The organism is Streptomyces sp. SCSIO 30461 (assembly GCF_037023745.1).
Lineage (GTDB): Bacteria > Actinomycetota > Actinomycetes > Streptomycetales > Streptomycetaceae > Streptomyces.
Genome location: NZ_CP146101.1, coordinates 4284594 through 4305623, shown reverse-complemented (window position 1 = coordinate 4305623; position 21030 = coordinate 4284594). Strand labels below are relative to the sequence as shown.

Sequence of the window (21030 nt, the reverse complement as noted above, 5' to 3'; positions counted from 1 at the left end):
GAGTCCCACGCACGCACGGGCAGGCGACGGGCAGGAGCACACGGATCATGGACGGGCAGAAGAACTGGAGCTTTCTCGACGATCGCGGTCACCTGGCGACGGCGGCACGACGGCCGCACAGGACCTTTGCCTACATACAGGCCGGGGCGACCCTCTGGGACCACGGCATACGTCCGGCAGGACTGTTCGGCTCGAACCACGACGGTGCCGAACCCGACCCGGTGAAGGCCGCGGGACTGCCCCTGGACGCCATCGCCTACCTCGGCTCCGGAGCGGGAGTCGATGCCGAAGGCCTCCTCGCCGCCGACCCAGATGTGGTGGTCGCCGTCAGCTACGGCGGCGGGCAGGTCTACGCCCTCGATCCCGACACCGTCAAACACATCGAGGAACGCGTCCCGCTCGTCGTGCTCGACATCGGCCGGGACCGGTCGCTCGCCGCCGTCCGCGCGCGCTTCGCGGAACTGGCACGAGAGCTGGGTGCCGAGGGAGAAGCGGCCACGGACGTCCCACTGGCCCGTGCCGAGTCGCGACTGCGCGACCAGGCGGCCGCGGGCGGGCCCGAGGCGCGCCCCACCGTACTCGCACTGTCCCCCGCTTCCGCCGACGGTGCCTATCTCGCCAAGCCCTATGCCTGGCCCGATCTGCGTGAACTCGTCTCGCTCGGACTCGACCTGGTGGACCCTCAGGGCGGATCGAGTACCAACTGGTCAGCGGCCGACTGGTCCGAGATCCCCGCCCTCGCCGCGCGGATGCTGCTGGTGGACATGCGCGTCAACGCCCACCCGCTGGACTCGCTGCGGGCCAACCCCGCCTGGCAGGAAGCCGTTTCCGGCGCACGGCTCGTCCCGTGGAACCCGGAGGCTCCGTGCAGTGCCCGGGCGCAGACCCGGTTCTTCACTCAGGTCGCCGACGCGGTGGAGGCGGTGCGGAGTTCCGTCTAGTGCTGTGGCCGGACAGGTTTGCCGGGAAGCGCGCGGCCCGGTGCATGGGGGCTCCCCGTTATGTTTTCTGCGGCTCCGCAATGGGGCCGCTGGCCTCCGGGCCCGGCATGACTGTGTCCCCCTGTCGAACGGATGACCTGGGGGGTGGTGTCACCGGGCCCGGGAGGTGCCGTCGGAGACGCTGATGAGAGGTCCGGCCACCGCCCGGTCCGGCGCAACGCCGGACAGCTCGCGGGCGGCAGGTCTGCATAACGTGGATGCGCGCGTACGACACCACTGCCAAGGCCGGCCTGGACAACTCCCCTGGAAGGGCGCGATGTTCGACACCGAAGACGTGGGCGTGTTCCTCGGCCTGGACGTCGGCAAGAGCAGCCATCACGGCCACGGACTCACCCCGGCCGGGAAGAAGGTCCTCGACAAGCAGCTGCCCAACAGCGAGCCGAAACTGCGGGCCGTCTTCGACAAACTGACCGCGAAGTTCGGCACCGTCCTGGTGATCGTGGACCAGCCCGCCTCGATCGGCGCCCTCCCGCTGACCGTCGCCCGCGACACCGGCTGCAAGGTCGCCTACCTGCCCGGACTCGCCATGCGGCGGATCGCCGACCTGTATCCGGGCGAGGCGAAGACCGATGCGAAGGACGCGGCGGTCATCGCGGACGCCGCCCGGACGATGCCGCACACCCTGCGCTCGCTGGAACTGACCGACGAGATCACCGCCGAGCTGACCGTGCTGGTCGGCTTCGACCAGGACCTTGCTGCCGAGGCCACCCGCACGAGCAACCGGATACGCGGCCTGCTCACCCAGTTCCACCCCAGCCTGGAGCGCGTCCTCGGCCCCCGCCTCGACCACCCCGCCGTGACCTGGCTGCTGGAGCGCTACGGCTCCCCGGCCGCCCTGCGCAAGGCCGGCCGCCGCAGACTCGTTGAGCTGATCCGCCCGAAAGCCCCCCGCATGGCCCAGCGGCTGATCGACGACATCTTCGACGCGCTCGACGAGCAGACCGTTGTCGTCCCCGGCACCGGCACCCTCGACCTCGTCATCCCCTCTCTGGCCGCATCCCTGGCCGCCGTCCACACCCAGCGCCGGGCAATGGAGGCCCAGATCAACACCCTCCTGGAGGCCCACCCTCTTTCCCCGGTCCTGACGTCGATGCCCGGCGTCGGCGTCAGGACCGCCGCCGTCCTGCTGGTCACCGTCGGCGACGGCACCAGCTTCCCCACCGCCGCCCACCTGGCCTCCTACGCCGGCCTCGCCCCGACCACGAAGTCGTCCGGCACCTCGATCCACGGTGAACACGCACCCCGAGGCGGCAACCGGCAACTCAAACGCGCGATGTTCCTCTCCGCCTTCGCCTGCATGAACGCCGACCCGGCCTCCCGCACCTACTACGACCGCCAGCGAGCCCGCGGCAAGACCCACACCCAGGCCCTCCTCCGACTCGCCCGCCAACGCATCAGCGTCCTGTTCGCCATGCTCCGCGACGGCACCTTCTACGAATCCCGGACGCCAGCGGACGTCGAGCTCGCTGCATAACCCCAGCAACCCAGAACCACCCCAAACCCGACAGGAGTGCCTTGACGAAAGACATAGAGGCACCCCCCCCGGCCCCTTCGGGCCGGGGGGAGCCCCGCGCCGGGGGTACCTCCCAGACGAAGCTCCGGGGGAGTCGCGAGCCGGCGGATCCATCCGATCACAGCACCAGAGCATGTCGCGAAGTCGGCTGCGTTCGGGGATGGCCTATGCCCCTTCCCGGTGCATCGGCGGCTCCTGCGGTGTCGACGGGACCGAACCGAAGAGCACCGCCCTGGCGACCTCAGGGGTGAACAGCACGGTCAGCGGTGAGCGTAGGGTCAGTACGGAGCGGAAAGCCCGGCCCACGACGGGGTCGCCCGGGTAGCGCTGCTGGACCCGGTCGAGGTACCAACCGACAGGCCGGTCGAGGGCTCCGGCGGCCAGCGCGTTCCCCCTTGCCCCCGGCATCTTCTTGTCGGCGCCCGCCGAGATGTCCCACGCCTGGCGAGAGGCCTGGAACACCGCCCGCTGGACCCGGAGTGTCGTGGGCGTACGGTGTCGGTCGGCCAGTGCGTCGCGCAGGGCCACGGCGCTCATCGCGGCGACGGTCATGCCCTGGCCGTAGACGGGGTTGAAGGTGCACAGGGCGTCGCCCGTCGCGACGAATCCGGCCGGGCGGCGTCCCGGGCGGTCGTAGCGGCGGCGGAGGTTCGCGGTCGACCGGAAGCTCCACACGGGCGACAGCGGCTCGCTCTCCAGCAGCCACCGGTGTACGAGTGGATGCGGCAGCCGCTTCGCGTAGGCGGTGAACCCGTCCTCGTCCGTGGGCGGTTCGTCTCCCCGCAGACCCGAGAACGTGGCCAGGTAGGTCCCGTCCTCCAGAGGAGCCACCACACACCCGTACACCTGCCGGGGGTTGGGGACGACGTAGTAGGCGAGGGCGTCGGTGCCGAGGTGCCCGCCCGTGTCGCGGTAGACCCGTGAGGCATACGCGAGACCCGTGTCGATGGTCTCCTCGGCCGCGGGCTCCGCCCCGAGCGCGGCCAGCCACCTCGGGGCGCGCGAACCGTGCCCCGACGCGTCCACGACCAGGTCGGCTTCCAGCGGCCGGGTTTCGCCGGCGCCACTGTCCGACCCGGTCCGATGCGCCGGCCCGGCGCCGCGTTCACGCACCAGCACCCCCCGCACCCGGGAGGAGTCGCCGAGCAGCCCGATCACTTCCGTGGATTCCACCGCGGAGATCACCGGATTGGCCAGCGCCCGCTGCCTGACCAGGAGTTCGAGCTGTGTGCGTGAGCCTGTGTAGAGATGCGTCGTCGCGGGCGTACGGCGGAACCAGCGCCCGCTCTGCCACTGCACCATGTCCGACGGCATCCCCACGCACGGTGCCCCCGAAGCCCGCAACTCGGACATGAAGCCGGGGAGGAGGGCGTCCAGCGCGCACTGCCCCCCTTCCAGCAGCACGTGCGGGTGGCGGCTCTGCGGCACACCCGTCCGCGGCTCGGGCGCCGCGCTGAAGCGGTCGCGCTCGATCACCGTAACCGAATCCGCGTACCCCGCCAGCACATGGGCCGTGAGCAGCCCCGCCAGGCTGCCCCCGATCACTACGGCATGGCGCCGGCGCCGCACACCGCCGCTGCCGCCGGAATCCCAACTGCTTGTGCCGTGCGTGTGGTTCACCCAAGCCCCTATGCGGTCGTCCATGATCGGTCCCAGGATGACCAGTATCACCACCCGGGGACGGGGCGTGGTGCGGCAAGCGGAAATCGACCGCGTCCGAGTGAGGCGTTCACCCCGCAGCCTCCGCCGCGGGCCGCCCGAGCTCCTCCAGCGCGTGCTCCAGCCACTGGATCCAGAACCGCTCCAGGTCGATACCGCCGCGCAGCACCACGTGCCGCAGCCGGTCCCCGACGGAGTCGCGACCGGGCGGGAAATGCCGCTCCTCGATGTCCAGGTACTCGGCCAGCTGCCTTTCATGCAGTTCCAGGTGGCGTCGCAGTTCCGCCTCCAGTCCCTCAGCGCCGACCACGGCCGCGGCACGCATCCTCAGCAGCAGGGCGTCCCGTACGGGCTTGGGGTCCTCCGGCCTGCCCACCCATGCGGCCAACTCGGCCCGGCCCGTGGGCAGCACCTCGTACTCCTTCCGCTTGCCGCGCGACGGCTGGGCGGCCGGCAGGGCACGGATCTGCCCCGCTTCCTCCAGCCTGCCGAGCTCCCGGTAGATCTGCTGGTGGGTGGCCTGCCAGAAGTAGCCGATCGAGCGGTCGAAGCGGCGGGTCAGCTCCAGACCCGAGGACGGCTTCTCTAGCAGGGCGGTGAGGATCGCGTGCGGGAGTGACATGGTCCGCATCCTAGGCAGCCCCCGCGGCCCTCTCCGGCGGCGTCCGGCGGTGCGAGGCGGCCCCCGGATACGTCACGGCCGGATCCGGCCACACCGGATCCGGCCGTGACATGGAACCGGCCTAGAGCGACGCGGCCAGGCGGGTGCCCTGATCGATGGCGCGCTTCGCGTCGAGCTCGGCGGCGACGTCCGCGCCGCCGATGAGGTGGACCGTGTGGCCCGCCGCGCTCAGCTCCTCGTACAGATCGCGCTGAGGCTCCTGACCGGCGCACAGCACGACCGTGTCCACGTCGAGCACCGTGGAGGTGCCGTCCACGGTGATGTGCAGCCCTTCGTCGTCGATCCGGTCGTAGGTCACCCCGGCGACCATGGTCACCCCGCGGTGCCTGAGCTCGGTGCGGTGGATCCAGCCCGTCGTCTTCCCGAGCCCGGCGCCGACCTTGGTCGTCTTGCGCTGCAACAGGTGCACGGCGCGTGGCGGCTTCGGCCGCTCGGGGGCGCGGAGCCCGCCGGGGGTCCCGTAAGCGGTGTCCACGCCCCACTGCCGGAAGTACGTCTCCGGGTCGAGGCTCGCGCCCTCGCCACCGTCCGTGAGGTACTCCGCCACATCGAAGCCGATGCCGCCGGCCCCGACCACGGCCACCCGCTCGCCGACCGCCGCTCCGTCGCGCAGCACATCGAGGTAGCTGAGCACGCTCGGGTGGTCAGCCCCGTCGATGTCGGGGGTGCGGGGCGTGACGCCGGTCGCGACGACGATCTCGTCGTAGCCGACCAGCAGTTCGGGCGTGGCGAACGTGCCCAGCCGGACCTCCACTCCGCGCAGGTCGAGCTGGGTGCGGAAGTAGCGCAGCGTCTCCTCGAACTCCTCCTTGCCGGGGATCCGCTTGGCGATGTTGAGCTGCCCACCGATCTGGTCGGCGGCGTCGAACAGAGTCACCTCGTGCCCGCGTTCGGCGGCGGACACGGCGAAGGAGAGCCCGGCGGGCCCGGCGCCGACCACGGCCAGGCGCTTGCGCAGCCGTGTGGGGGAGAGCACCAGCTCGGTCTCGTGGCAGGCACGAGGGTTGACCAGGCAGGAGGTGATCTTGCCGCTGAAAGTGTGGTCCAGGCAGGCCTGGTTGCAGCCGATGCAGGTGTTGATCGTGTCGGCGCGGTCCTCGCTCGCCTTCGCGACGAAGTCCGGGTCGGCGAGGAACGGCCGCGCCATGGAGACCATGTCGGCGCGTCCCTCGGCGATGAGCTGCTCGGCGACCTCCGGGGTGTTGATCCGGTTACTGGTGACGAGCGGCACTGAGACCGCACCCATGAGCTTCTGCGTCACCCAGGTGTACGCACCACGGGGTACGGAGGTCGCGATCGTGGGAATGCGGGCCTCGTGCCAGCCGATGCCGGTGTTGATGATCGAGGCGCCGGCCGCCTCGATCTCCTTGGCGAGCGCCACCACCTCGTCGAGTGAGGAACCGCCCGGCACCAGGTCGAGCATGGACAGGCGGTAGATGATGACGAAGTCGTCGCCGACCCGCTCGCGGGTGCGCCGGACGATCTCGCGCGGGAAGCGGGTCCGGTTCGCGTACGAGCCGCCCCAGCGGTCGTCGCGCTTGTTGGTGGCGCTCGCGATGAACTCGTTGATGAGGTAGCCCTCGGAGCCCATGATCTCGACGCCGTCGTATCCGGCGGACTTCGCCAGCTCGGCCGCCCGAACGTAGTCGTCGATGGTTCGCTCGACGTCCGCGTCGCTGAGGGCGTTCGGTACGAACGGGCTGATCGGTGCCTGGAGCGCGCTCGGTGCGACCAGCTGCGGGTGGTACGCGTACCGGCCGAAGTGCAGGATCTGCATCGCGATCCGCCCGCCCGCCGCGTGGACGGCGTCGGTGACCGTGCGGTGCTGCTCGGCCTCCTCCTCGGTGGTGAGCTTGGCGCCGCCCTCGTAAGGTCGGCCCTCGTCATTGGGCGCTATTCCGCCCGTGACGATCAGGCCCACGCCGCCCCGGGCGCGCGCGGCGTAGAAGGCCGCCATACGCTCGAAGCCGTTCGCCGCCTCTTCCAGGCCGATGTGCATCGATCCCATCAGCACTCGGTTGGGCAGCGTGGTGAACCCGAGATCGAGCGGGCTGAGCAGATGCGGGTACGGGGTCATCCGGCGCCTCCTCGCGCAGTGTCGTCGTCCTCAGTTGTAGACGGTCCGACGACGGTTGTGCAACTAGTTGCATAAGTGTGGGGGAGTGAGCTGCGCTACGTCCGGCGGAGGCGGAACGGCTCCCCGGGGGCGTGGACGGACCCGGACGGGTGCGGTGGGAAACCACCAGGGCCGGGACGCGACGCGTCCCGGCCCTGGTGCGCCCTGAGGCGCGCCCTCACACTTTGCGGTACTCGTACGCCTCCGCCGCGGCCGCTGCCACCGCGTCCAGATCCGCCCCGGCCGATGCCGTGACCAGCGCGGCTACCGCGCCCTCGGCGAACGGGGCATCCAGCAGGCGGGTGCCGTCCGGCAACTGGTCGCCTTCGGCGATCAGGGCTTTCACGGTCAGCACGGCACTGCCGAGATCGGCGAGCACGGCGACCCCGGCACCTTGGTCCACCTCCGCCGCCGCGGCGGCGATCAGCTGCGCGCTGGTGCCGAACCGGCCGTCATCGGTGCCGCCCGCCGCCGCGATCGGCGCGGTCTCACCCCCGCCCGACAGCGCCCCGGCCATCGCCGCGACGGATGAGGCCACCTGCGCGCTGTGCGAGACGAGCACGATGCCGACCAGGCTCATGGTGTCTCCCCGGATCCACCGTCCGCCGCGGCCCGGGCGAGGGCGGCGATCAGCAGAGCCGACGATGTCGCGCCCGGGTCCTGGTGCCCGGCACTGCGCTCACCCAGATAGCTCGCCCGTCCCTTGCGCGCCACCATCGGCACGGTGGCGGTGGCGCCCTGCTCGGCAGCCTCCCGGGCTGCCGCGAACGACGTCCCGAGCGCCTTCACCGCCGGTTCCAGCGCGTCGAGCATCGTCTTGTCCCCGGCCTTCGCGCCGCCGAGCTGGGCGACCGCCGCCACTCCCGCTCGCAGTGCCTCGGTGAGGCGTTCCCGCGACACCTCGGTGCCGTCGCCGAGCATCTTGCCCGCCCGCCGCAGCAGAGTGCCGTACAACGGCCCCGAGGCCCCGCCGACCGTCGAGATCAACTGCCTTCCGGCCAGCACCAGTACGGCTCCCGGAGTGTCGGGCGGGTCGCTCTCGAGCGCTGCCCTGACCGCGGTGAACCCGCGCTGCATGTTGATGCCGTGGTCCGCGTCGCCGATCTCCGAGTCGAGCTCGGTGAGGTGCACCGCCTCGCGGCTCACGGCATCGGCCGTGGTGTTCATCCAGCTCAGGAAGAACCCGGTGTCGAGGGTCTCGGGCACAACCACTCCTCCTCCCGGTGGGACTCATGAGTCAGCGGCCCCACCGCAGCGCCGGAGTCCGCACCGGCGCGTCCCACAGCCGCAGCAGGTCCTCGTCCATCGCGCAGATCGACACCGAGCAACCGGCCATGTCGAGCGAGGTCACATGGTTTCCGACGAGCGTACGGGCCACCGGGACGCCCCGCTCGCCGAGTACGCGGTGCACCTCGGCGTTGAACCCGTACAGTTCCAGGAGGGGAGTCGCCCCCATCCCGTTGACGAGCAGCAGGACCGGACTCGACGGTTTCAGATCCTCCAGTACGGCGTCGACGGTGAAGTCCGCGATCTCGCGGGACGTCATCATCGCCCGGCGCTCGCGACCCGGTTCGCCGTGGATGCCGATGCCGAGCTCCAGCTCACCGGCCGGCAGATCGAAGGTCGGGGACCCCTTCGCGGGCGTCGTCACGGCGGTCAGCGCCACACCGAAACTCCGCGACCGCGCGTTCACCTCGCGTGCGATCGACTCGACCCGCTCCAGCGGCGCGCCCTCCTCGGCGGCCGCCCCGGCGATCTTCTCGACGAACAGCGTCGCGCCGGTTCCGCGCCGTCCCGCCGTGTAGAGGCTGTCCGTCACCGCCACGTCATCGTTCACCAGTACCTTGGCGATCTGGATGCCCTCGTCCTCGGCCAGTTCGGCCGCCATGTCGAAGTTCAGTACGTCGCCCGTGTAGTTCTTGACCACGAACAGCACCCCGGCCCCGCTGTCGACGGCGGCGGCAGCCCGTACCATCTGGTCCGGGACGGGCGAGGTGAACACCTCACCCGGGCAGGCCCCGCTCAGCATGCCCGGGCCCACGAACCCCGCGTGCAGTGGCTCGTGACCGGAGCCGCCCCCGGAGACCAGCGCCACCTTCCCGGCGACGGGCGCGTCGGCCCGGACCACCACCCTGTTCTCGACGTCCACCCGCAGCTCCGGATGGGCGGCGGCCAGCCCCCGCAGTCCGTCCGCGACGACCGTCTCCGGGACGTTGATGAGCATCTTCATGGCTGTCTCCTCGGGGAGCTCGGCAGGTCGCTCTGTGGCAGGCCTCGGGTGCGGTGGCCCTCGGTGCGTTCTGCGGTGCTCTGGCCACGCACGATGGCGCGGCCGGTACACCGGGCCATCGGGCGTCGGCGTGGTCCATCGGTGAGGTCAGTACCGCAGGGCGCTCGCGATCCCGCCCACCCCGGCGAGGGTGCCGTCGGGCACGAAGCGTACCTGTGCACCCGTTTCCAGGGACTTTTCGACGATCTCGTCGACGATGTCGTCCATGGCACCCCGCTCACCGGGCTCGGCGGGCAGCAGATGGCCACCGGAATCGCGCACCGTCTCCCGGTAGTTCTCCTCCACCGCCAGCAGCGCGACCCGGCCGGACAGCACGTTCTGATGGATCTCGTCCACCCCGGCGGCGAATGCGCGCCGACCGCGCGCCCGGTCCAGCTCAGCGAGTACCCCTTCGACCTCCTGCCGGGCCCGAGCCTCGGCGTACGGGCGCACCGCGTGCCAGACGGCATCCGCGGGACCGTGCTGCAGACCGCCCATCGGGACGTGGACGGTCTTGCCGTTGGACACCGTCCCCGCGTGGTCGAGCAGCGACAGCGCGGCGGGCTCGCCGACCACGTACAGCGGTCGGGGGTCGCTCTTGAGCAGGGTGTCCATCGCGGTGTCCGCGGACTTCAGGAACTGGCGGGTGGCCTCGTCGGTGAAAGTGCTCGGCACATCGCCGATCCGCTCGCGGCGCTCCGCGTCGAAGTTCTCGAAGACCCGGATCACGGGGAAGGCGCCCCGGTGCATCTCGGTGAGCCGGTCGGCCGTACCGCTCCACAGCGTCACATGGTCGGACGAGACGGCAAGCACCCAGAACGGGCGTTCGGCGGCTTGGGCCGAGACGAGATTGCGGGTCAGATACGTGTCGGAGAGCACCACGCGCTCCGGCACGGTACGCCCCAACAACCACACCTCGTGCTCCCCGGGCGAGGCGAAGACGACCAGTCCGTCCTCGGCGTGCACCAGGTCGATCTCCTGCATCGCCCGGTCCAACTCTTCGGTGATCGCCATGCGAGCGGCCCGGGAAACGTCGGGATCGGCCTCCAACTGCCCCTTCGCCTCGGCCATCAGATTGCGCAGCCGGACGGGATCCTGTTCCTTGTCCGGATCACGGCGATGCGTGGGCATGAGCAGGGAAACGGCCGGGTAGGTGTGCTGTTTGCGAAGTCGGGCGAGTGTCTCGGAGCTGAGAGAGGGGTGCATCGGAGCCCTTTCTGAGCATCTGTGCATCGGTGCGTGCGGGGATCGGCGGGGACGTCCTGGCGGCGCCCGGAAGGAGCGCCCGGACCCTGCGGTGTGTCTAAGCGGACCCGGCGAGCTGCTCGGCGAGCTCTCTCTCGGTCGCCTCGTCGAGCGTGGTCTTCAGGACCGTGCCTCCGTGCTGCCGCATCGAGGTGGCGAACTCCTCGTCGCCGATCCCCGAGGCCATGATCACGACCGCCGCGGAACCCGGCTCGAGAAGTGACCGGACCTGCCCGCGGAACGAGTCGTCGATGCCCATCGCTCGCAGCTTCCCGTACAGCCCGCCGACCGCCGCTCCCACCACTCCGAGGGCGGGCATGGCGACGAGCAGGCCGATGATCATCGCCCAGAGGGCGCCTGAGGTGGCGGACAGGGCGATCTTGTCAGTCCGGCGTGGCGTGTCCACGTGCGTCTCACCGGAATCGTCCACCGAGACGACCGCGGCCCCGGTGAGTTCGGCAATCGTGCCGCCAGGCATCCGCTGCACCGTCTTGAGGGCTTCGTGCGTGATCTGGGGGCTGTCGTAGCCGATGACGACCAGCTCGGACATCAGAGCCTCCTCGGCCATCGGAGCACTGTGGTATGTCTGAAACCATATGCCCGATTCCCGTCGACCGCTTCCGGTTGCATGGCCCACCTATCGCAACCGTGCGCAGCTTTCGTCGCCTGCCGTGCCCTGTGTGCGATGTGGAGCGACGTGACCGTTGACTTCGCCCAACTCCCCTTGGTTGAGTGGCTCATCCACTGAGCCGCTCAGGGAGGGACCGGGTGGAAGCACTGCCCCGCGAAACCATCGTCGACGTCCTCGAAAACCGCCTGCGTGAGGACATATTCACCGGGCGTCATCCAGCGGGCAGTTATCTGCCGCCCGAACGTCAGCTCGCCGACGGCTACGGAGTCACCCGCACCACCCTCAAGCACGCCTTCGGCCGCCTCACCCAGGCCGGACTGCTGGAGACCCGGCACGGCGTGGGCACCCGGGTGCGCGACTACGCGCGCTTCGGCGGGGCCGATCTGCTGCCGATGCTCGTACGCCACAGCCCCGACTGGATCGGGGAGATCTTCGAGGTGCGGCGTGGCATCGGTGCGCTGATCGCCGAACGGGCCGCTGCCCGGGCCACCGGGGAACACCAGGTCGAGCTGCGGAGCCTGCTGGCCGCTGTCGCGGCGGCCGAAACCCCGGACGCGGTGCAGCTCGCCGATATCGAGGTGCACCGCGCCCTGGCCCGCGCCACCGGCAACCGCGTCTACGTCCTGCTCACCAACACCCTCTTCAACGCCTACCTCCCTGTACGGGCCGCGCTGGTGGGCCCGTTCACGGACTCCGCGACCGCCCATGCGCGGCTCGAACCCGTGGTCGAGTGCGTGGCGGCCGGCGATGAGGGCGGCGCACGGGCCGCGGCCGACGCGTATCTGACGGCGACCGAGCGGATCATGCTGGAGGGCCTCGTATGAGCAGGAGCAGGAGCAGGAGCAGGAGCACGAACGTCGGAGGCGGCACCCGGGGCACGTTCTTCCGCGAGACCATGCTCGGCACCCTCCGGCTCGCCGGCGAGGACAGCACCCGCCCGGTCCGCCTCGACCTCCGGGTGTCAGCGGATCGGGTGCTGCGCCTCTCCGGGACCACCCACGCGGCCACCGGGGGCCGGATACGCATCGCGGGATGGGCTGACGACCCGGGCGCCGAGGGCGAGTTGGAGATCTCACCGCTCGCCGGGCGCCGTATCCGCTACCGCCTCTCGTTCACCGCGGACGGCCGCCGCATCAGCCTCGACGGTTGGAAGTCGGTGACCCCGCTGCGGCCGGTGACCTCGATGACCGTGCTGCCGTACACGCTGTACGAGGACGGCACCCGCATCGGCACGGGTACCCTGCGCTTTCCCATCGTCACCGGCCTGGTGCCCTTCCTGGCGAGCTTCCGCTTCCCGCGCCGCGAAATCCCGGGCCCCGAATCCCGCGGGATTCCGCGCACCGACAGCTCCGACCCGCTGATGGCACCCCGCTGGCGCGGCGAGCCCGGCCGCACCGAGGTCTGGTACACGACCCTCACCGACCCGGCGACCGGCTCCGGGGTCTGGCTCCACCACGAACTCGTCGCCCCCACCGACGGATCCGAGCCCTACGCACACGGCTGGGCCGCCGTGTTCCCCGAGAACGAGCCCGTCCGGCACGCCCGCTTCGGCCCCGTCAAGTGGGTCGGCAACGAGTCCGGGTTCGCCGCCGACGGCATCTCCGCCGAGCCCGGCCGACTCACCGGAGCGGCCGGTGCGTTGAGCTGGGAACTCACCGAACAACCAACCGACACAGCTTTGTTCACCTTCCCCCGATGGTCCTGGCGCCGCCCGTTGCTCCCGGCGGCCCAGATCCTGCCTGCCGCCCGCGCCACATACCGCGGCACGTTCGCATACGGGAACACCACCCTCGCTCTGGACTCGGCACCCGGAGCCTCCGCCCGGATCTACGGTCGTGGCAACGCCCGCCGCTGGGCTTGGCTGCACGCCGATCTCGGGGATGGAGACGTGCTCGAGATCGTCACCGCCGTCTCGATGCGCCCCGTACTGCGCCACCTTCCGCCCTTGGTCTTCCTCAGGCTCCGCAAGGACGGCCGTACCTGGCCGCGACGCCCGGAACGCTCGGCCATCGGCTGGGCCGGGATCGGGCGCTTCCGCGCCGACATCGGCCTGCCCACCTGGACGGTGACCGGACGAGCGGGACCACGCCGGATCCGGGTCGAGGTCGACCAGCCCGCGGAACGCACCCTCGCACTCGACTACACCGACCCCGACGGTGCTCGGGCCGTGTGCCGCAACACCGAACGCGCGGACGCACATGCGGTCCTGGAACGTCGGCGGTGGGGCGGCAGTTGGCGCATCGAGGCCGAATGGACACTGACGGGTACGGCGCACGCGGAGGTGGGGACCCGGTGAGCCACGGTGGATTCGGGGCACTCGGAGGGTTCGTGGCGGCACTGATCGCCGACGACGGGACGGACTCCTGGTCCGCGGACGTCCCCGGGCGGTTGGACAAGATCCTCGCCACCATGCCGCTGCCGACCCGCGCAGGTGTACGAGCCGCCGCCCATGCGGTGGACGCCTATGCCGTCGTACGCACCGGACGTGGACTGGGCCGACTCGGCGGAGCAGAACGGGACGCCGTACTCGCGGCGCTCGGCGCGCGGCGGCGGCTCGCCCCGCTGCTCGACGTGCTCAAGGTGCCCGTGCTGCTCGCCGCCGGTACCGAGCGGATGCTCCACGGCGGCGGACTGCGAACCCCGCTGCTGACCCGCAAGGACCCACCGCTCGACTGCACACCGTCCGGTGAATGGCCCACCCGGTCCACCGCGGACGCCGTCGTGATCGGCTCCGGCGCGGGTGGTTCGATGGCGGCCCGCACCCTCGCCCGCGCCGGACTCGATGTCCTCGTACTGGAGGAAGGACACCACCACTCCACCGAGTCCTTCGGCCGCCGGGCTCCGCTCGACCGGTTCGCCGAGTTGTACCGGGACGGTGGCGCCACCGTCGCCGTCGGCCGCCGGCCACTGTTGCTGCCGGTGGGGCGTGCGGTCGGCGGCACCACCGTCGTCAACTCGGGCACCTGCTACCGCACACCGGACCATGTCCTCGCCCGGTGGCGCCAGGATTTCGGCTGCGCGATCGCCGAGCGCCTCGGCCCTTGCCTCGACGAGGCCGAACGCACCCTGCGTGTGGCCACCCAGCCGGTCGACGTCCTCGGCAACAACGGCCGCCTCGCCCTCGCGGGTGCCGAGCGGCTCGGCTGGCAGGCCACCCCGCTGCGCCGCAACGCCCCGGGCTGCCTGGGCTCCTGCCAGTGCGTGGTCGGCTGCCCCAGCGGCGCCAAGCAGAGCGTACAGCTGTCCGTGCTCCCCGACGCCTGCGCGGCCGGGGCACGTATCGTCACCGGCGCCGAGGTACGCCGGGTCCTGGTCGACCGCGACCGCCGCGGAGGCCCGCGCGCTGCCGGCGTGCGGGTACGGCGCGAGGACGGCAGTGTGTTCGAGATCCTCTCTCCGCTGGTCGTGGTGGCCGCGGGCGCCCTCCACTCACCACCGCTGCTGCGCCGTTCAGGGCTCGGCTCGCACCCACGGCTCGGCCGCAACCTCAGCGTGCACCCGGCCACCAGCGTCGCCGGGCGCTTCACCGAGCCCGTCACCGCCTGGGAGGGCGTGCTCCAGAGCGTGGGCGTGGAGGAGCACCGCCACGGCGGTGTCCTGATCGAGGCCACCGCGACCCCACCGGGCATGGGCTCCTTCGTGCTGCCGGGACTCGGCAGCGAGCTGCGGCGCGAGCTGGAGTCGGCCGACCGGCTCGCCACACTCGGCGCCATGATCGCCGACCGCCCCTCGGGGCGGGTGATGGGACGTGATCGCACCCTGATCCGCTACGACCTGGACCAGCGTGACGCCCGGCTGCTGACGCGCGCGGTCCGGGCCATGGGGGAGCTGCTGTTCGCCGCGGGGGCGCAAGAGGTCCTCACCGGGATACCCGTCGCACCCCGCGTACGCAGCATCGCCGAGCTGGACGAGGTGCTCGCGACGGCCGGACCAGGACAGCTGCATCTGTCCGCCTACCACCCCACCGGCACGGTGGCCGCGGGCGCCGACCCCGAGCGTTTCCCGGCCGATGGGGCGGGCTGCCTACGCGGGGTGGACGGTGTGCTGATCGCGGACGCGTCGGTGCTGCCGGGCTGCCCCGAGGTGAATCCGCAGCTCAGCATCATGGCTGCGGCGCTCGCGGTCAGCGAGGCCCGGCTGGAACGCTGACCGGCGGCTCTCGCGTGGCGGACCTCGCCCGCGTCGCGCAGCGTGGATGGCGGGGGGCGTGAGAGAGGTGAGCAGGATGAACACGCACGAACCGGCCCCGCGTGTCGTGGTGGGCGTCGACGGTTCACCCTCGTCGTACGCCGCGCTGCGCTGGGCCGTACGCCATGCCGGGCTGATCGGAGGCACGGTCGAGGCGATCGGGGCGTACGAGGTGCCAGGCGCCCACGGCTGGTCCGCACCCGCCGTGGACGCCGATCTCGACCAGGAGAACGCCAGCGCCGCCCTCGCCGACGAGCTCCGCAAGGTCCTCGGCAGCATCGGAAGCACCGGCAACACACGGGTGGACCACCATCTGACCCGCGGCAACCCCGTCGAGGTCCTCCTCGCTGCATCGGACGGCGCCGAACTCCTGGTGGTCGGCAGCCGGGGCCGCGGCGGCTTCGCACGCATGCTGCTGGGCTCGGTGAGTCAGCAGGTGGCGCAGCACGCCAAGTGCCCGGTCGTCATCGTCCGCGCGGATGTGGGGTAGCCGGAGGGGGCGGACAGCGGCCGTGCGGGTGATGAGCCGCCAGGCCTCAACCGCGCAGGCGACGAGCCCCCACCGTGCGGCCGCTTAACGCGATCGGCGTAGCGCACGGAAGTCCGCTGCCACCGCCGTTCGGCGCGGCACGTTACGCGCCGTGCTCATCGGGCCGCCGTGCCGTCGCGGCGTGGCGCCCCGCCGAGTCGCTCGGTGGGCAATCGGCGAGTGAAGGCGAACCCGGCGAGCGTCACTCCCGCACCGGCGAGGATGGCCGACTTCAGGCTCCCGATCTGGGCTTCGGCGTACGCGTCGACGACCGCGTCGACCTCGGCCGCGGGCACCCCGGCCGCCACAGCGGACGAACGCACCTGCTCCGTGCTCACGAAGCTGACCCCCGCTTCGACGGCCACCCCCGCCTGCTGCTGCACGGCGTCCGAGATCCGCGGGTCGTCCTCGATCGTGGTGGTGAAGACACCGACGAGGGCACCGATCAGCAGCGCACCGATCAGCGCGGTGCCCAGGGACGATCCGAGGTTCTGCGCCGTGTACTGCAAGCCCCCGGCCTCGCTGCGGTCGGCTTCCCCGACACTCGACTGCACCACATTGCCCAGCTGTGAGGCGAGCAGCCCCATACCCAGTCCCAGCAGCGCCATGGCCAGGGCGAAGTGCAGATCGTCCAGCTGCGGCTCGATGCCCGCGACCAGCCACAGAATGGCTGCGAACAGCACCGCGAGGCCGCAACGGACCACTGTCCGCTGACCGGCGAACCGGCCGATCAGCGGTCCGCTCATCGATGCGAACAGCATGGTGACCGAGACCGGGAGCAACCGCAGACCGGTCTCGAACGCGTCGAGCCCCTGGATGACCTGGAGATACAGCGGGATCACGAAGAACAGCCCGAGCAGTACGAGGTTCTGCAGGAGCAGCAGCACAAGCCCGGAGCGCAGCGCCGGTACGCCGAAGAGCGAGAACCTGACCAGCGGGTCGCGCCGCTGGGCCTGCCGGTGGTGCTCCCATGCGCGGAACAGCCCGAGCACCACACCACCGGCCGCGACGACGAACAGCGTCGGCGCGAAGCCGAACACGGTGAACGGCACGTTGCGTGGCCGCAGCCACCCCCAGGTGCTGCTCTGCAGCACGCCCAGCACCACGAGGGCCAGCCCGATGCCGGAAAGCGCGGCGCCCACGGCGTCCAGCCGCACCTTCCGGCCGGGCTGTGAGTGGTCCTCGATCCAGCGGAAGAAGCACAGGATGAGTGCCACCACGACCACCTCCCCGGCGAAGACAAGTCGCCAGGTCAGATTGGTGGTCACCCAGCCCCCCAGCAGCGGACCGACCGCGATGCCCGCTCCCGCCAGCCCGCCGATCACCCCGTAGGCCACGGCCCTGTCTCGCCCCCGGTACTCCCCGGCGACCAAGGCGGCCAGGGCAGGCAGGACCATGGCCGCTCCGATGCCCTCGATCACCGACCAGCCCGCCGCGAGTACCCAGAGGGTGGGAGCCACGGCGGTGATCGCGGATCCGACGCCGTACACGACCAGACCCAGGCCGAACATCCGCCGTCGTCCGAAGATGTCACCGAGTTTCCCTCCGGTGATCATGAAGGCGGCCATGACCAGCGTGTAGAGCGTGATCACCGCCTGGATTGCGGTGACCTCCGTGTCGAAGTCCTCCACCAGACGGCTGATCGACACGTTCATCACCGAGGTGTCCAGCACCATGAGGAACTGCGCCGTCCCGAGGATGACCAGCGCCCGCCAGCGTTTCATCGCCACACCCCTCCGCAGATCAGGGCCGGGGCCCGGAGGGCTCCTGGCCCCAGCCTGGCGGGAGAGACGCCCGGAAGCGGGTCGCGCCAGGTGCGCTGCACCCATCCGTCAGCGGACAAATCACTCCTGAGGGGTGAGTCCGCAGTGGAGCCGGCGACCGAGACTGGGATGGCGAGGAGGGAGGCGCACCATGACTACATCCTCGGATTCCCGGACCGGGAACGGTCCGAAAGACCCCCTCGACGTGCTCGGCGAGGTGGGAGCCTCATGGGGCTGGGCGCTCGGCCTGGCCCTGGCGACCCTGATCCCCGGGATCCTCGTGCTCGTCTGGCCCGATGAGACGCTGCACGTCGTGGCGGTCATCGTCGGCCTCCAACTGCTGATCGCCGGAGGCTTCCGCTTCGTCACCGCGCTGTCGCGGAACGGCGACCACGAGGGCAGCAGGCTGTCAGGGGTGCTCATCGCCGTGGTAGCGGTGCTGGCCGGGATCCTGGTGCTGCGACACCCGCTGCAGACGGTCGCCGCACTGTCCCTGATCGTCGGTGCGGTGTGGCTGCTGTCGGGACTGCTGACGGCCTTCGTCGCGGTCACTGATCGCGGCCGACGCCACCGCGGGGTCACCTTCGCCACCGGAGTCCTGGGCGTGATCGCCGGAATCGTCGTCCTGGCCTTCCCCGTGGACTCCGCGGTCGCACTGGCCCGGCTGCTCGGCCTGTGGCTGGTGCTGCTGGGCGTCGTGGAGCTGGCCGGCGCCTTCGCGCTCCGCTCGGCGCTTCGCAACGGTTCGGTCCGGAGCCACGGACCGTCGAATGAATCGAGGCACACATGACTTCCGCGCCCCACTCCCGCTCCGGCACGTCCGCGGAGATGGCCGAAGGCCTCGTCCTCTTCACGGCCGTGATGCTGCTGATCGCGGGCATCCTCGATATCTGCCGCGGGATCATGGCGATCGCCAAGGACGACATCTTCGTCGTCACGCCCGGCTATGTCTTCAAGTTCGACCTCGCCGGCTGGGGCTGGATCCATCTGATCCTCGGTGTGGTGGCGCTCGCCGCCGGCATCGGCCTGTTCAAGTCCCAGACCTGGGCCCGGGTGCTCGGCATCGTCGTGGCGACGTTGCTGATCATCTCGAATTTCCTGTCCCTGCCCTACACCCCGGTGTGGGCCGTCGTCGCCATCGCCATCTGCGTCTTCGTGATCTGGGGTCTGTGCGTGGCGGGCCGTGACGCCTTCACCGGAGGAGCACAGGGAAAGCTGTGACGGACGATCGGCACCAACTGTGCGGTGCTGCGGTCAGCGCCTGACGCCCGCCCGCGTCTCGGCCCTGAAGCACGGGCGGACTCGCCCCTCGCCCCTTGCCGACACAGCGATTCGGACGAGGGCGTCGCTCTGCGTACGCGCGGCGGGACGAGCCGGTGGTTCGCCGGAGCGGCGCCGGCCGTCCGGGTCGCCTTCCTCGTCACGGTGTGTTGGTGAAGGACCGGCGGTAGGAGCGGGGTGGAACTCCCGTCGGCGCACGAACTGCTCGCCCAGGACGGCCGCGCTCCCGTATCCGACGCGGTGGGCGACCTCTTCGACCGGCAGGTCCGTGGTCTCCAGGCGTTCCTCCGCGCTGCTGCCCGGTCACGGCGGCCCGTTCGAGGCCGACGGCGCCACGCCGCTCTGACGCCCGTTTCGACCGCACCGGCCTCCGCTCGGGTGGCGAGCACCGACTCCGCCGCCGCACACCCCTTCCGAATTACTGCAACACGTTCTACCGTGTCCGCGCCGCAGGCACCACGACGCAAGCCAGCGCGGACCCGTCGCCGGGGCCGTGAGACGCCTGGAGGGGCCGTGCATCTCGCCTACACGCCCGAGCAGCAGCAGTTGCGCGCGGAGTTGCGTGCGTACTTCGACGGGCTCGTACCCGACCATGTCTACGCCCGCTATGCCGACCCCGTCGCGCAGAAGCGGTTCTACCGCGAGACCATCCGCAGGCTGGGGGCCGAAGGATGGCTCGGTGTCGGGTGGCCGAAGGAATACGGGGGGCGGGGGCTGACCCCTATGGAGCAGTTCATCTTCTTCGACGAGGCGGCCCAAGCCGGTGTGCCGCTACCACTGATGGCCCTGAACACCGTCGGGCCGACCATCATGCAGTTCGGCACGGACGAGCAGAAGGCGTACTTCCTGCCGCGGATCCTCTCCGGTGAGATCGACTTCGCCATCGGCTACAGCGAGCCCGACGCGGGCACCGACCTGGCGGCGCTCAAGACCCGCGCCGTCCGCGATGGCGACACCTACGTCGTCAACGGGCAGAAGATCTGGACGACCAACGGGGACACCGCCGACTGGGTGTGGCTCGCCGTACGCACCGATCCGGAGGCGCCGCCGCACAAGGGCATCACGATGCTGCTCGTGCCGACCTCGGATCCCGGCTACTCGTGCACCGTCATCAACACCCTTGCCTCACATGACACCACGGCCAGCTACTACGAGGACATCCGTGTCCCCGTCTCGCGCCGGGTCGGCGAGGAGAACAAGGGCTGGCGGCTGATCACCAATCAGCTCAACCACGAGCGCGTCACCCTGGCCGCCCACGGCACCATGGCCATCCGCGCCCTCCACGACGTACAGCGCTGGGCGGCGGAGACCAAACTCGCCGACGGCCGCAGGGTCATCGACCTCGGCTGGGTGCGCGGCCGTCTCGCCCGCACACACGCCAGGCTCGATGCCATGAAGCTGCTCAACTGGCAGATGGTGGGCGCAGTCCAGGACGGGAGCCTCGCCCCGCATGACGCTTCTGCGGTCAAGGTGTACGGCTCGGAGGCACGCCGGGACGCCTATGCCTGGCTGATGGAGGTGGTCGGGGCCGCCGGTGCGTTCAAGGAAGGGTCGACGGGTGCTGTGCTGCACGGCGAGTTGGAACGCGGCTACCGCTCGGCCGTGATCTTCACCTTCGGCGGGGGCAACAACGAGATCCAGCGCGAGATCATCTCCTGGATCGGCCTGGGCATGCCGCGCGTACGGCGCTGACGCGGTGTGGAGCCTCGCGTCATTGAGGCATCAGTCCACCGATCCGGGTGAGAAGGCGCTGGGCGTCGCTGTGGGCCGTTCGTCCACGCACGTCGACCGCCCCGTTACGAACAGTGATCGCCACTGTCTCATGGGTGGTGGGGAACGCCTCGGCGAGGACTGTGGACTCGATCTCCTTCTGGATGCCGGCATCGTCCCTCACCAGGGCGCTCAGCAGACACTCCTCCTCGCGACGCCACGAGGCCGATGCACCGGCGTCATGGCCCGCGACCGGCTCGAAGCCCTCGTCCGGAACCGGCTCATACACCTCCGGTACCGCCCCGACACCCTGGACGAATTCATGGCCGGCGCCGACCTGACCCTCGGCGACCCGACGTCACCTTGACGAGCCGAAGTCAGTAGCAGGACGGTGTTCCGCTCGGGGCCGTACGTCCCCGTGCAGGGACGTACGGCCCCTCTCC

19 protein-coding genes and 1 pseudogene are annotated in these 21030 nt (G+C 70.8%); 9 read left to right on the top strand and 11 right to left on the bottom strand.

Annotation, left to right across the window (positions count from 1 at the left end; genetic code table 11):
- Positions 1-47 precede the first annotated feature (47 nt).
- Together V1460_RS19115 and V1460_RS19110 are read left to right on the top strand one after the other, a co-directional pair.
- Positions 48-941: an ABC transporter substrate-binding protein gene (locus V1460_RS19115; RefSeq protein WP_338674861.1), complete on the top strand. Its 894-nt coding sequence runs from the start codon at positions 48-50 to the stop codon at positions 939-941.
- 316 nt (positions 942-1257) lie between these two features.
- Positions 1258-2475 (top strand): IS110 family transposase, encoded by a 1218-nt coding sequence (locus V1460_RS19110; RefSeq protein WP_338674758.1) that lies wholly within the window; start codon positions 1258-1260, stop codon positions 2473-2475.
- A 204-nt stretch (positions 2476-2679) separates the two neighbouring features.
- Here the strand turns inward: V1460_RS19110 and V1460_RS19105 are convergent, their stop codons facing one another.
- From V1460_RS19105 to V1460_RS19070, 8 genes are all read right to left on the bottom strand, one after another.
- Positions 2680-4158, bottom strand: coding sequence for an NAD(P)/FAD-dependent oxidoreductase (locus tag V1460_RS19105; RefSeq protein WP_407077626.1), 1479 nt, complete (start codon positions 4156-4158; stop codon positions 2680-2682).
- 85 nt (positions 4159-4243) lie between these two features.
- A complete protein-coding gene (locus V1460_RS19100; protein ID WP_338674860.1) occupies positions 4244-4795 on the bottom strand; it encodes a PadR family transcriptional regulator in 552 nt (183 codons plus the stop codon).
- A 121-nt stretch (positions 4796-4916) separates the two neighbouring features.
- Positions 4917-6932, bottom strand: coding sequence for an NADPH-dependent 2,4-dienoyl-CoA reductase (locus V1460_RS19095; protein ID WP_338674859.1), 2016 nt, complete (start codon positions 6930-6932; stop codon positions 4917-4919).
- A 217-nt stretch (positions 6933-7149) separates the two neighbouring features.
- Positions 7150-7551 carry a PTS fructose transporter subunit IIA gene (locus tag V1460_RS19090; protein WP_338674858.1) on the bottom strand — a complete coding sequence of 134 codons (402 nt, stop codon included), beginning with the start codon at positions 7549-7551 and terminating at the stop codon, positions 7150-7152.
- Entirely contained in the window at positions 7548-8138 is a 591-nt protein-coding gene (gene dhaL / locus V1460_RS19085; protein WP_338678104.1) for a dihydroxyacetone kinase subunit DhaL, read from the bottom strand. The genes V1460_RS19090 and dhaL overlap by 4 nt, the downstream gene beginning before the upstream one ends.
- Positions 8139-8208: 70 nt before the next feature.
- Entirely contained in the window at positions 8209-9201 is a 993-nt protein-coding gene (gene dhaK / locus V1460_RS19080; RefSeq protein WP_338674857.1) for a dihydroxyacetone kinase subunit DhaK, read from the bottom strand.
- A gap of 147 nt (positions 9202-9348) precedes the next feature.
- A complete protein-coding gene (locus tag V1460_RS19075; RefSeq protein ID WP_338674856.1) occupies positions 9349-10446 on the bottom strand; it encodes a chemotaxis protein in 1098 nt (365 codons plus the stop codon).
- 97 nt (positions 10447-10543) lie between these two features.
- Positions 10544-11053 (bottom strand): DUF1269 domain-containing protein, encoded by a 510-nt coding sequence (locus tag V1460_RS19070; protein ID WP_338674855.1) that lies wholly within the window; start codon positions 11051-11053, stop codon positions 10544-10546.
- 200 nt (positions 11054-11253) lie between these two features.
- On the opposite strand from V1460_RS19070, the gene V1460_RS19065 reads away from it, so the two are divergent.
- The 4 genes from V1460_RS19065 (at position 11254) to V1460_RS19050 (ending at position 15794) form a co-directional block, all read left to right on the top strand.
- A complete protein-coding gene (locus V1460_RS19065; protein ID WP_338674854.1) occupies positions 11254-11940 on the top strand; it encodes a GntR family transcriptional regulator in 687 nt (228 codons plus the stop codon).
- Positions 11937-13412 (top strand): hypothetical protein, encoded by a 1476-nt coding sequence (locus V1460_RS19060; RefSeq protein WP_338674853.1) that lies wholly within the window; start codon positions 11937-11939, stop codon positions 13410-13412. Before V1460_RS19065 ends, V1460_RS19060 begins: the two co-directional genes overlap by 4 nt.
- On the top strand, positions 13409-15265 hold the full coding sequence (locus tag V1460_RS19055; protein WP_338674852.1) for a GMC family oxidoreductase: 1857 nt from the start codon (positions 13409-13411) through the stop codon (positions 15263-15265). The genes V1460_RS19060 and V1460_RS19055 overlap by 4 nt, the downstream gene beginning before the upstream one ends.
- A 76-nt stretch (positions 15266-15341) precedes the next feature.
- Positions 15342-15794 (top strand): universal stress protein, encoded by a 453-nt coding sequence (locus V1460_RS19050; protein ID WP_338674851.1) that lies wholly within the window; start codon positions 15342-15344, stop codon positions 15792-15794.
- Between the two features lie 155 nt (positions 15795-15949).
- Here the strand turns inward: V1460_RS19050 and V1460_RS19045 are convergent, their stop codons facing one another.
- Positions 15950-17557 carry an MFS transporter gene (locus V1460_RS19045; RefSeq protein WP_338674850.1) on the bottom strand — a complete coding sequence of 536 codons (1608 nt, stop codon included), beginning with the start codon at positions 17555-17557 and terminating at the stop codon, positions 15950-15952.
- A 190-nt stretch (positions 17558-17747) separates the two neighbouring features.
- On the opposite strand from V1460_RS19045, the gene V1460_RS19040 reads away from it, so the two are divergent.
- A complete protein-coding gene (locus V1460_RS19040) occupies positions 17748-18386 on the top strand; it encodes a DUF308 domain-containing protein (protein WP_338674849.1) in 639 nt (212 codons plus the stop codon).
- Positions 18383-18817 (top strand): hypothetical protein, encoded by a 435-nt coding sequence (locus V1460_RS19035; protein ID WP_338674848.1) that lies wholly within the window; start codon positions 18383-18385, stop codon positions 18815-18817. The genes V1460_RS19040 and V1460_RS19035 overlap by 4 nt, the downstream gene beginning before the upstream one ends.
- Positions 18818-19016: 199 nt before the next feature.
- Here V1460_RS19035 and V1460_RS19030 read toward each other — a convergent pair.
- Positions 19017-19174, bottom strand: a pseudogene (locus V1460_RS19030) (helix-turn-helix domain-containing protein); the annotation flags it as partial.
- Between the two features lie 216 nt (positions 19175-19390).
- Here V1460_RS19030 and V1460_RS19025 point away from each other — a divergent pair.
- Complete coding sequence (locus tag V1460_RS19025; RefSeq protein WP_338674847.1) at positions 19391-20569, top strand: acyl-CoA dehydrogenase family protein; 1179 nt, start codon at positions 19391-19393, stop codon at positions 20567-20569.
- A 19-nt stretch (positions 20570-20588) separates the two neighbouring features.
- Here the strand turns inward: V1460_RS19025 and V1460_RS19020 are convergent, their stop codons facing one another.
- A complete protein-coding gene (locus V1460_RS19020; RefSeq protein ID WP_338674846.1) occupies positions 20589-20876 on the bottom strand; it encodes a hypothetical protein in 288 nt (95 codons plus the stop codon).
- Between the last annotated feature and the right edge of the window lie 154 nt (positions 20877-21030).

Excerpts from the sequence above, each read along its gene's own strand:
- V1460_RS19045 (WP_338674850.1), bottom strand. The coding sequence starts at position 17,557 with ATGAAACGCTGGCGGGCGCTGGTCATCCTCGGGACGGCGCAGTTCCTC.
- V1460_RS19115 (WP_338674861.1), top strand. The coding sequence starts at position 48 with ATGGACGGGCAGAAGAACTGGAGCTTTCTCGACGATCGCGGTCACCTG.
- V1460_RS19060 (WP_338674853.1), top strand. The coding sequence starts at position 11,937 with ATGAGCAGGAGCAGGAGCAGGAGCAGGAGCACGAACGTCGGAGGCGGC.
- V1460_RS19050 (WP_338674851.1), top strand. The coding sequence starts at position 15,342 with ATGAACACGCACGAACCGGCCCCGCGTGTCGTGGTGGGCGTCGACGGT.
- V1460_RS19090 (WP_338674858.1), bottom strand. The coding sequence starts at position 7,551 with ATGAGCCTGGTCGGCATCGTGCTCGTCTCGCACAGCGCGCAGGTGGCC.
- V1460_RS19040 (WP_338674849.1), top strand. The coding sequence starts at position 17,748 with ATGACTACATCCTCGGATTCCCGGACCGGGAACGGTCCGAAAGACCCC.
- V1460_RS19075 (WP_338674856.1), bottom strand. The coding sequence starts at position 10,446 with ATGCACCCCTCTCTCAGCTCCGAGACACTCGCCCGACTTCGCAAACAG.
- V1460_RS19110 (WP_338674758.1), top strand. The coding sequence starts at position 1,258 with ATGTTCGACACCGAAGACGTGGGCGTGTTCCTCGGCCTGGACGTCGGC.
- V1460_RS19095 (WP_338674859.1), bottom strand. The coding sequence starts at position 6,932 with ATGACCCCGTACCCGCATCTGCTCAGCCCGCTCGATCTCGGGTTCACC.
- V1460_RS19105 (WP_407077626.1), bottom strand. The coding sequence starts at position 4,158 with ATGGACGACCGCATAGGGGCTTGGGTGAACCACACGCACGGCACAAGC.
- V1460_RS19070 (WP_338674855.1), bottom strand. The coding sequence starts at position 11,053 with ATGGCCGAGGAGGCTCTGATGTCCGAGCTGGTCGTCATCGGCTACGAC.
- dhaK (WP_338674857.1), bottom strand. The coding sequence starts at position 9,201 with ATGAAGATGCTCATCAACGTCCCGGAGACGGTCGTCGCGGACGGACTG.
- V1460_RS19100 (WP_338674860.1), bottom strand. The coding sequence starts at position 4,795 with ATGTCACTCCCGCACGCGATCCTCACCGCCCTGCTAGAGAAGCCGTCC.
- dhaL (WP_338678104.1), bottom strand. The coding sequence starts at position 8,138 with ATGAACACCACGGCCGATGCCGTGAGCCGCGAGGCGGTGCACCTCACC.
- V1460_RS19035 (WP_338674848.1), top strand. The coding sequence starts at position 18,383 with ATGACTTCCGCGCCCCACTCCCGCTCCGGCACGTCCGCGGAGATGGCC.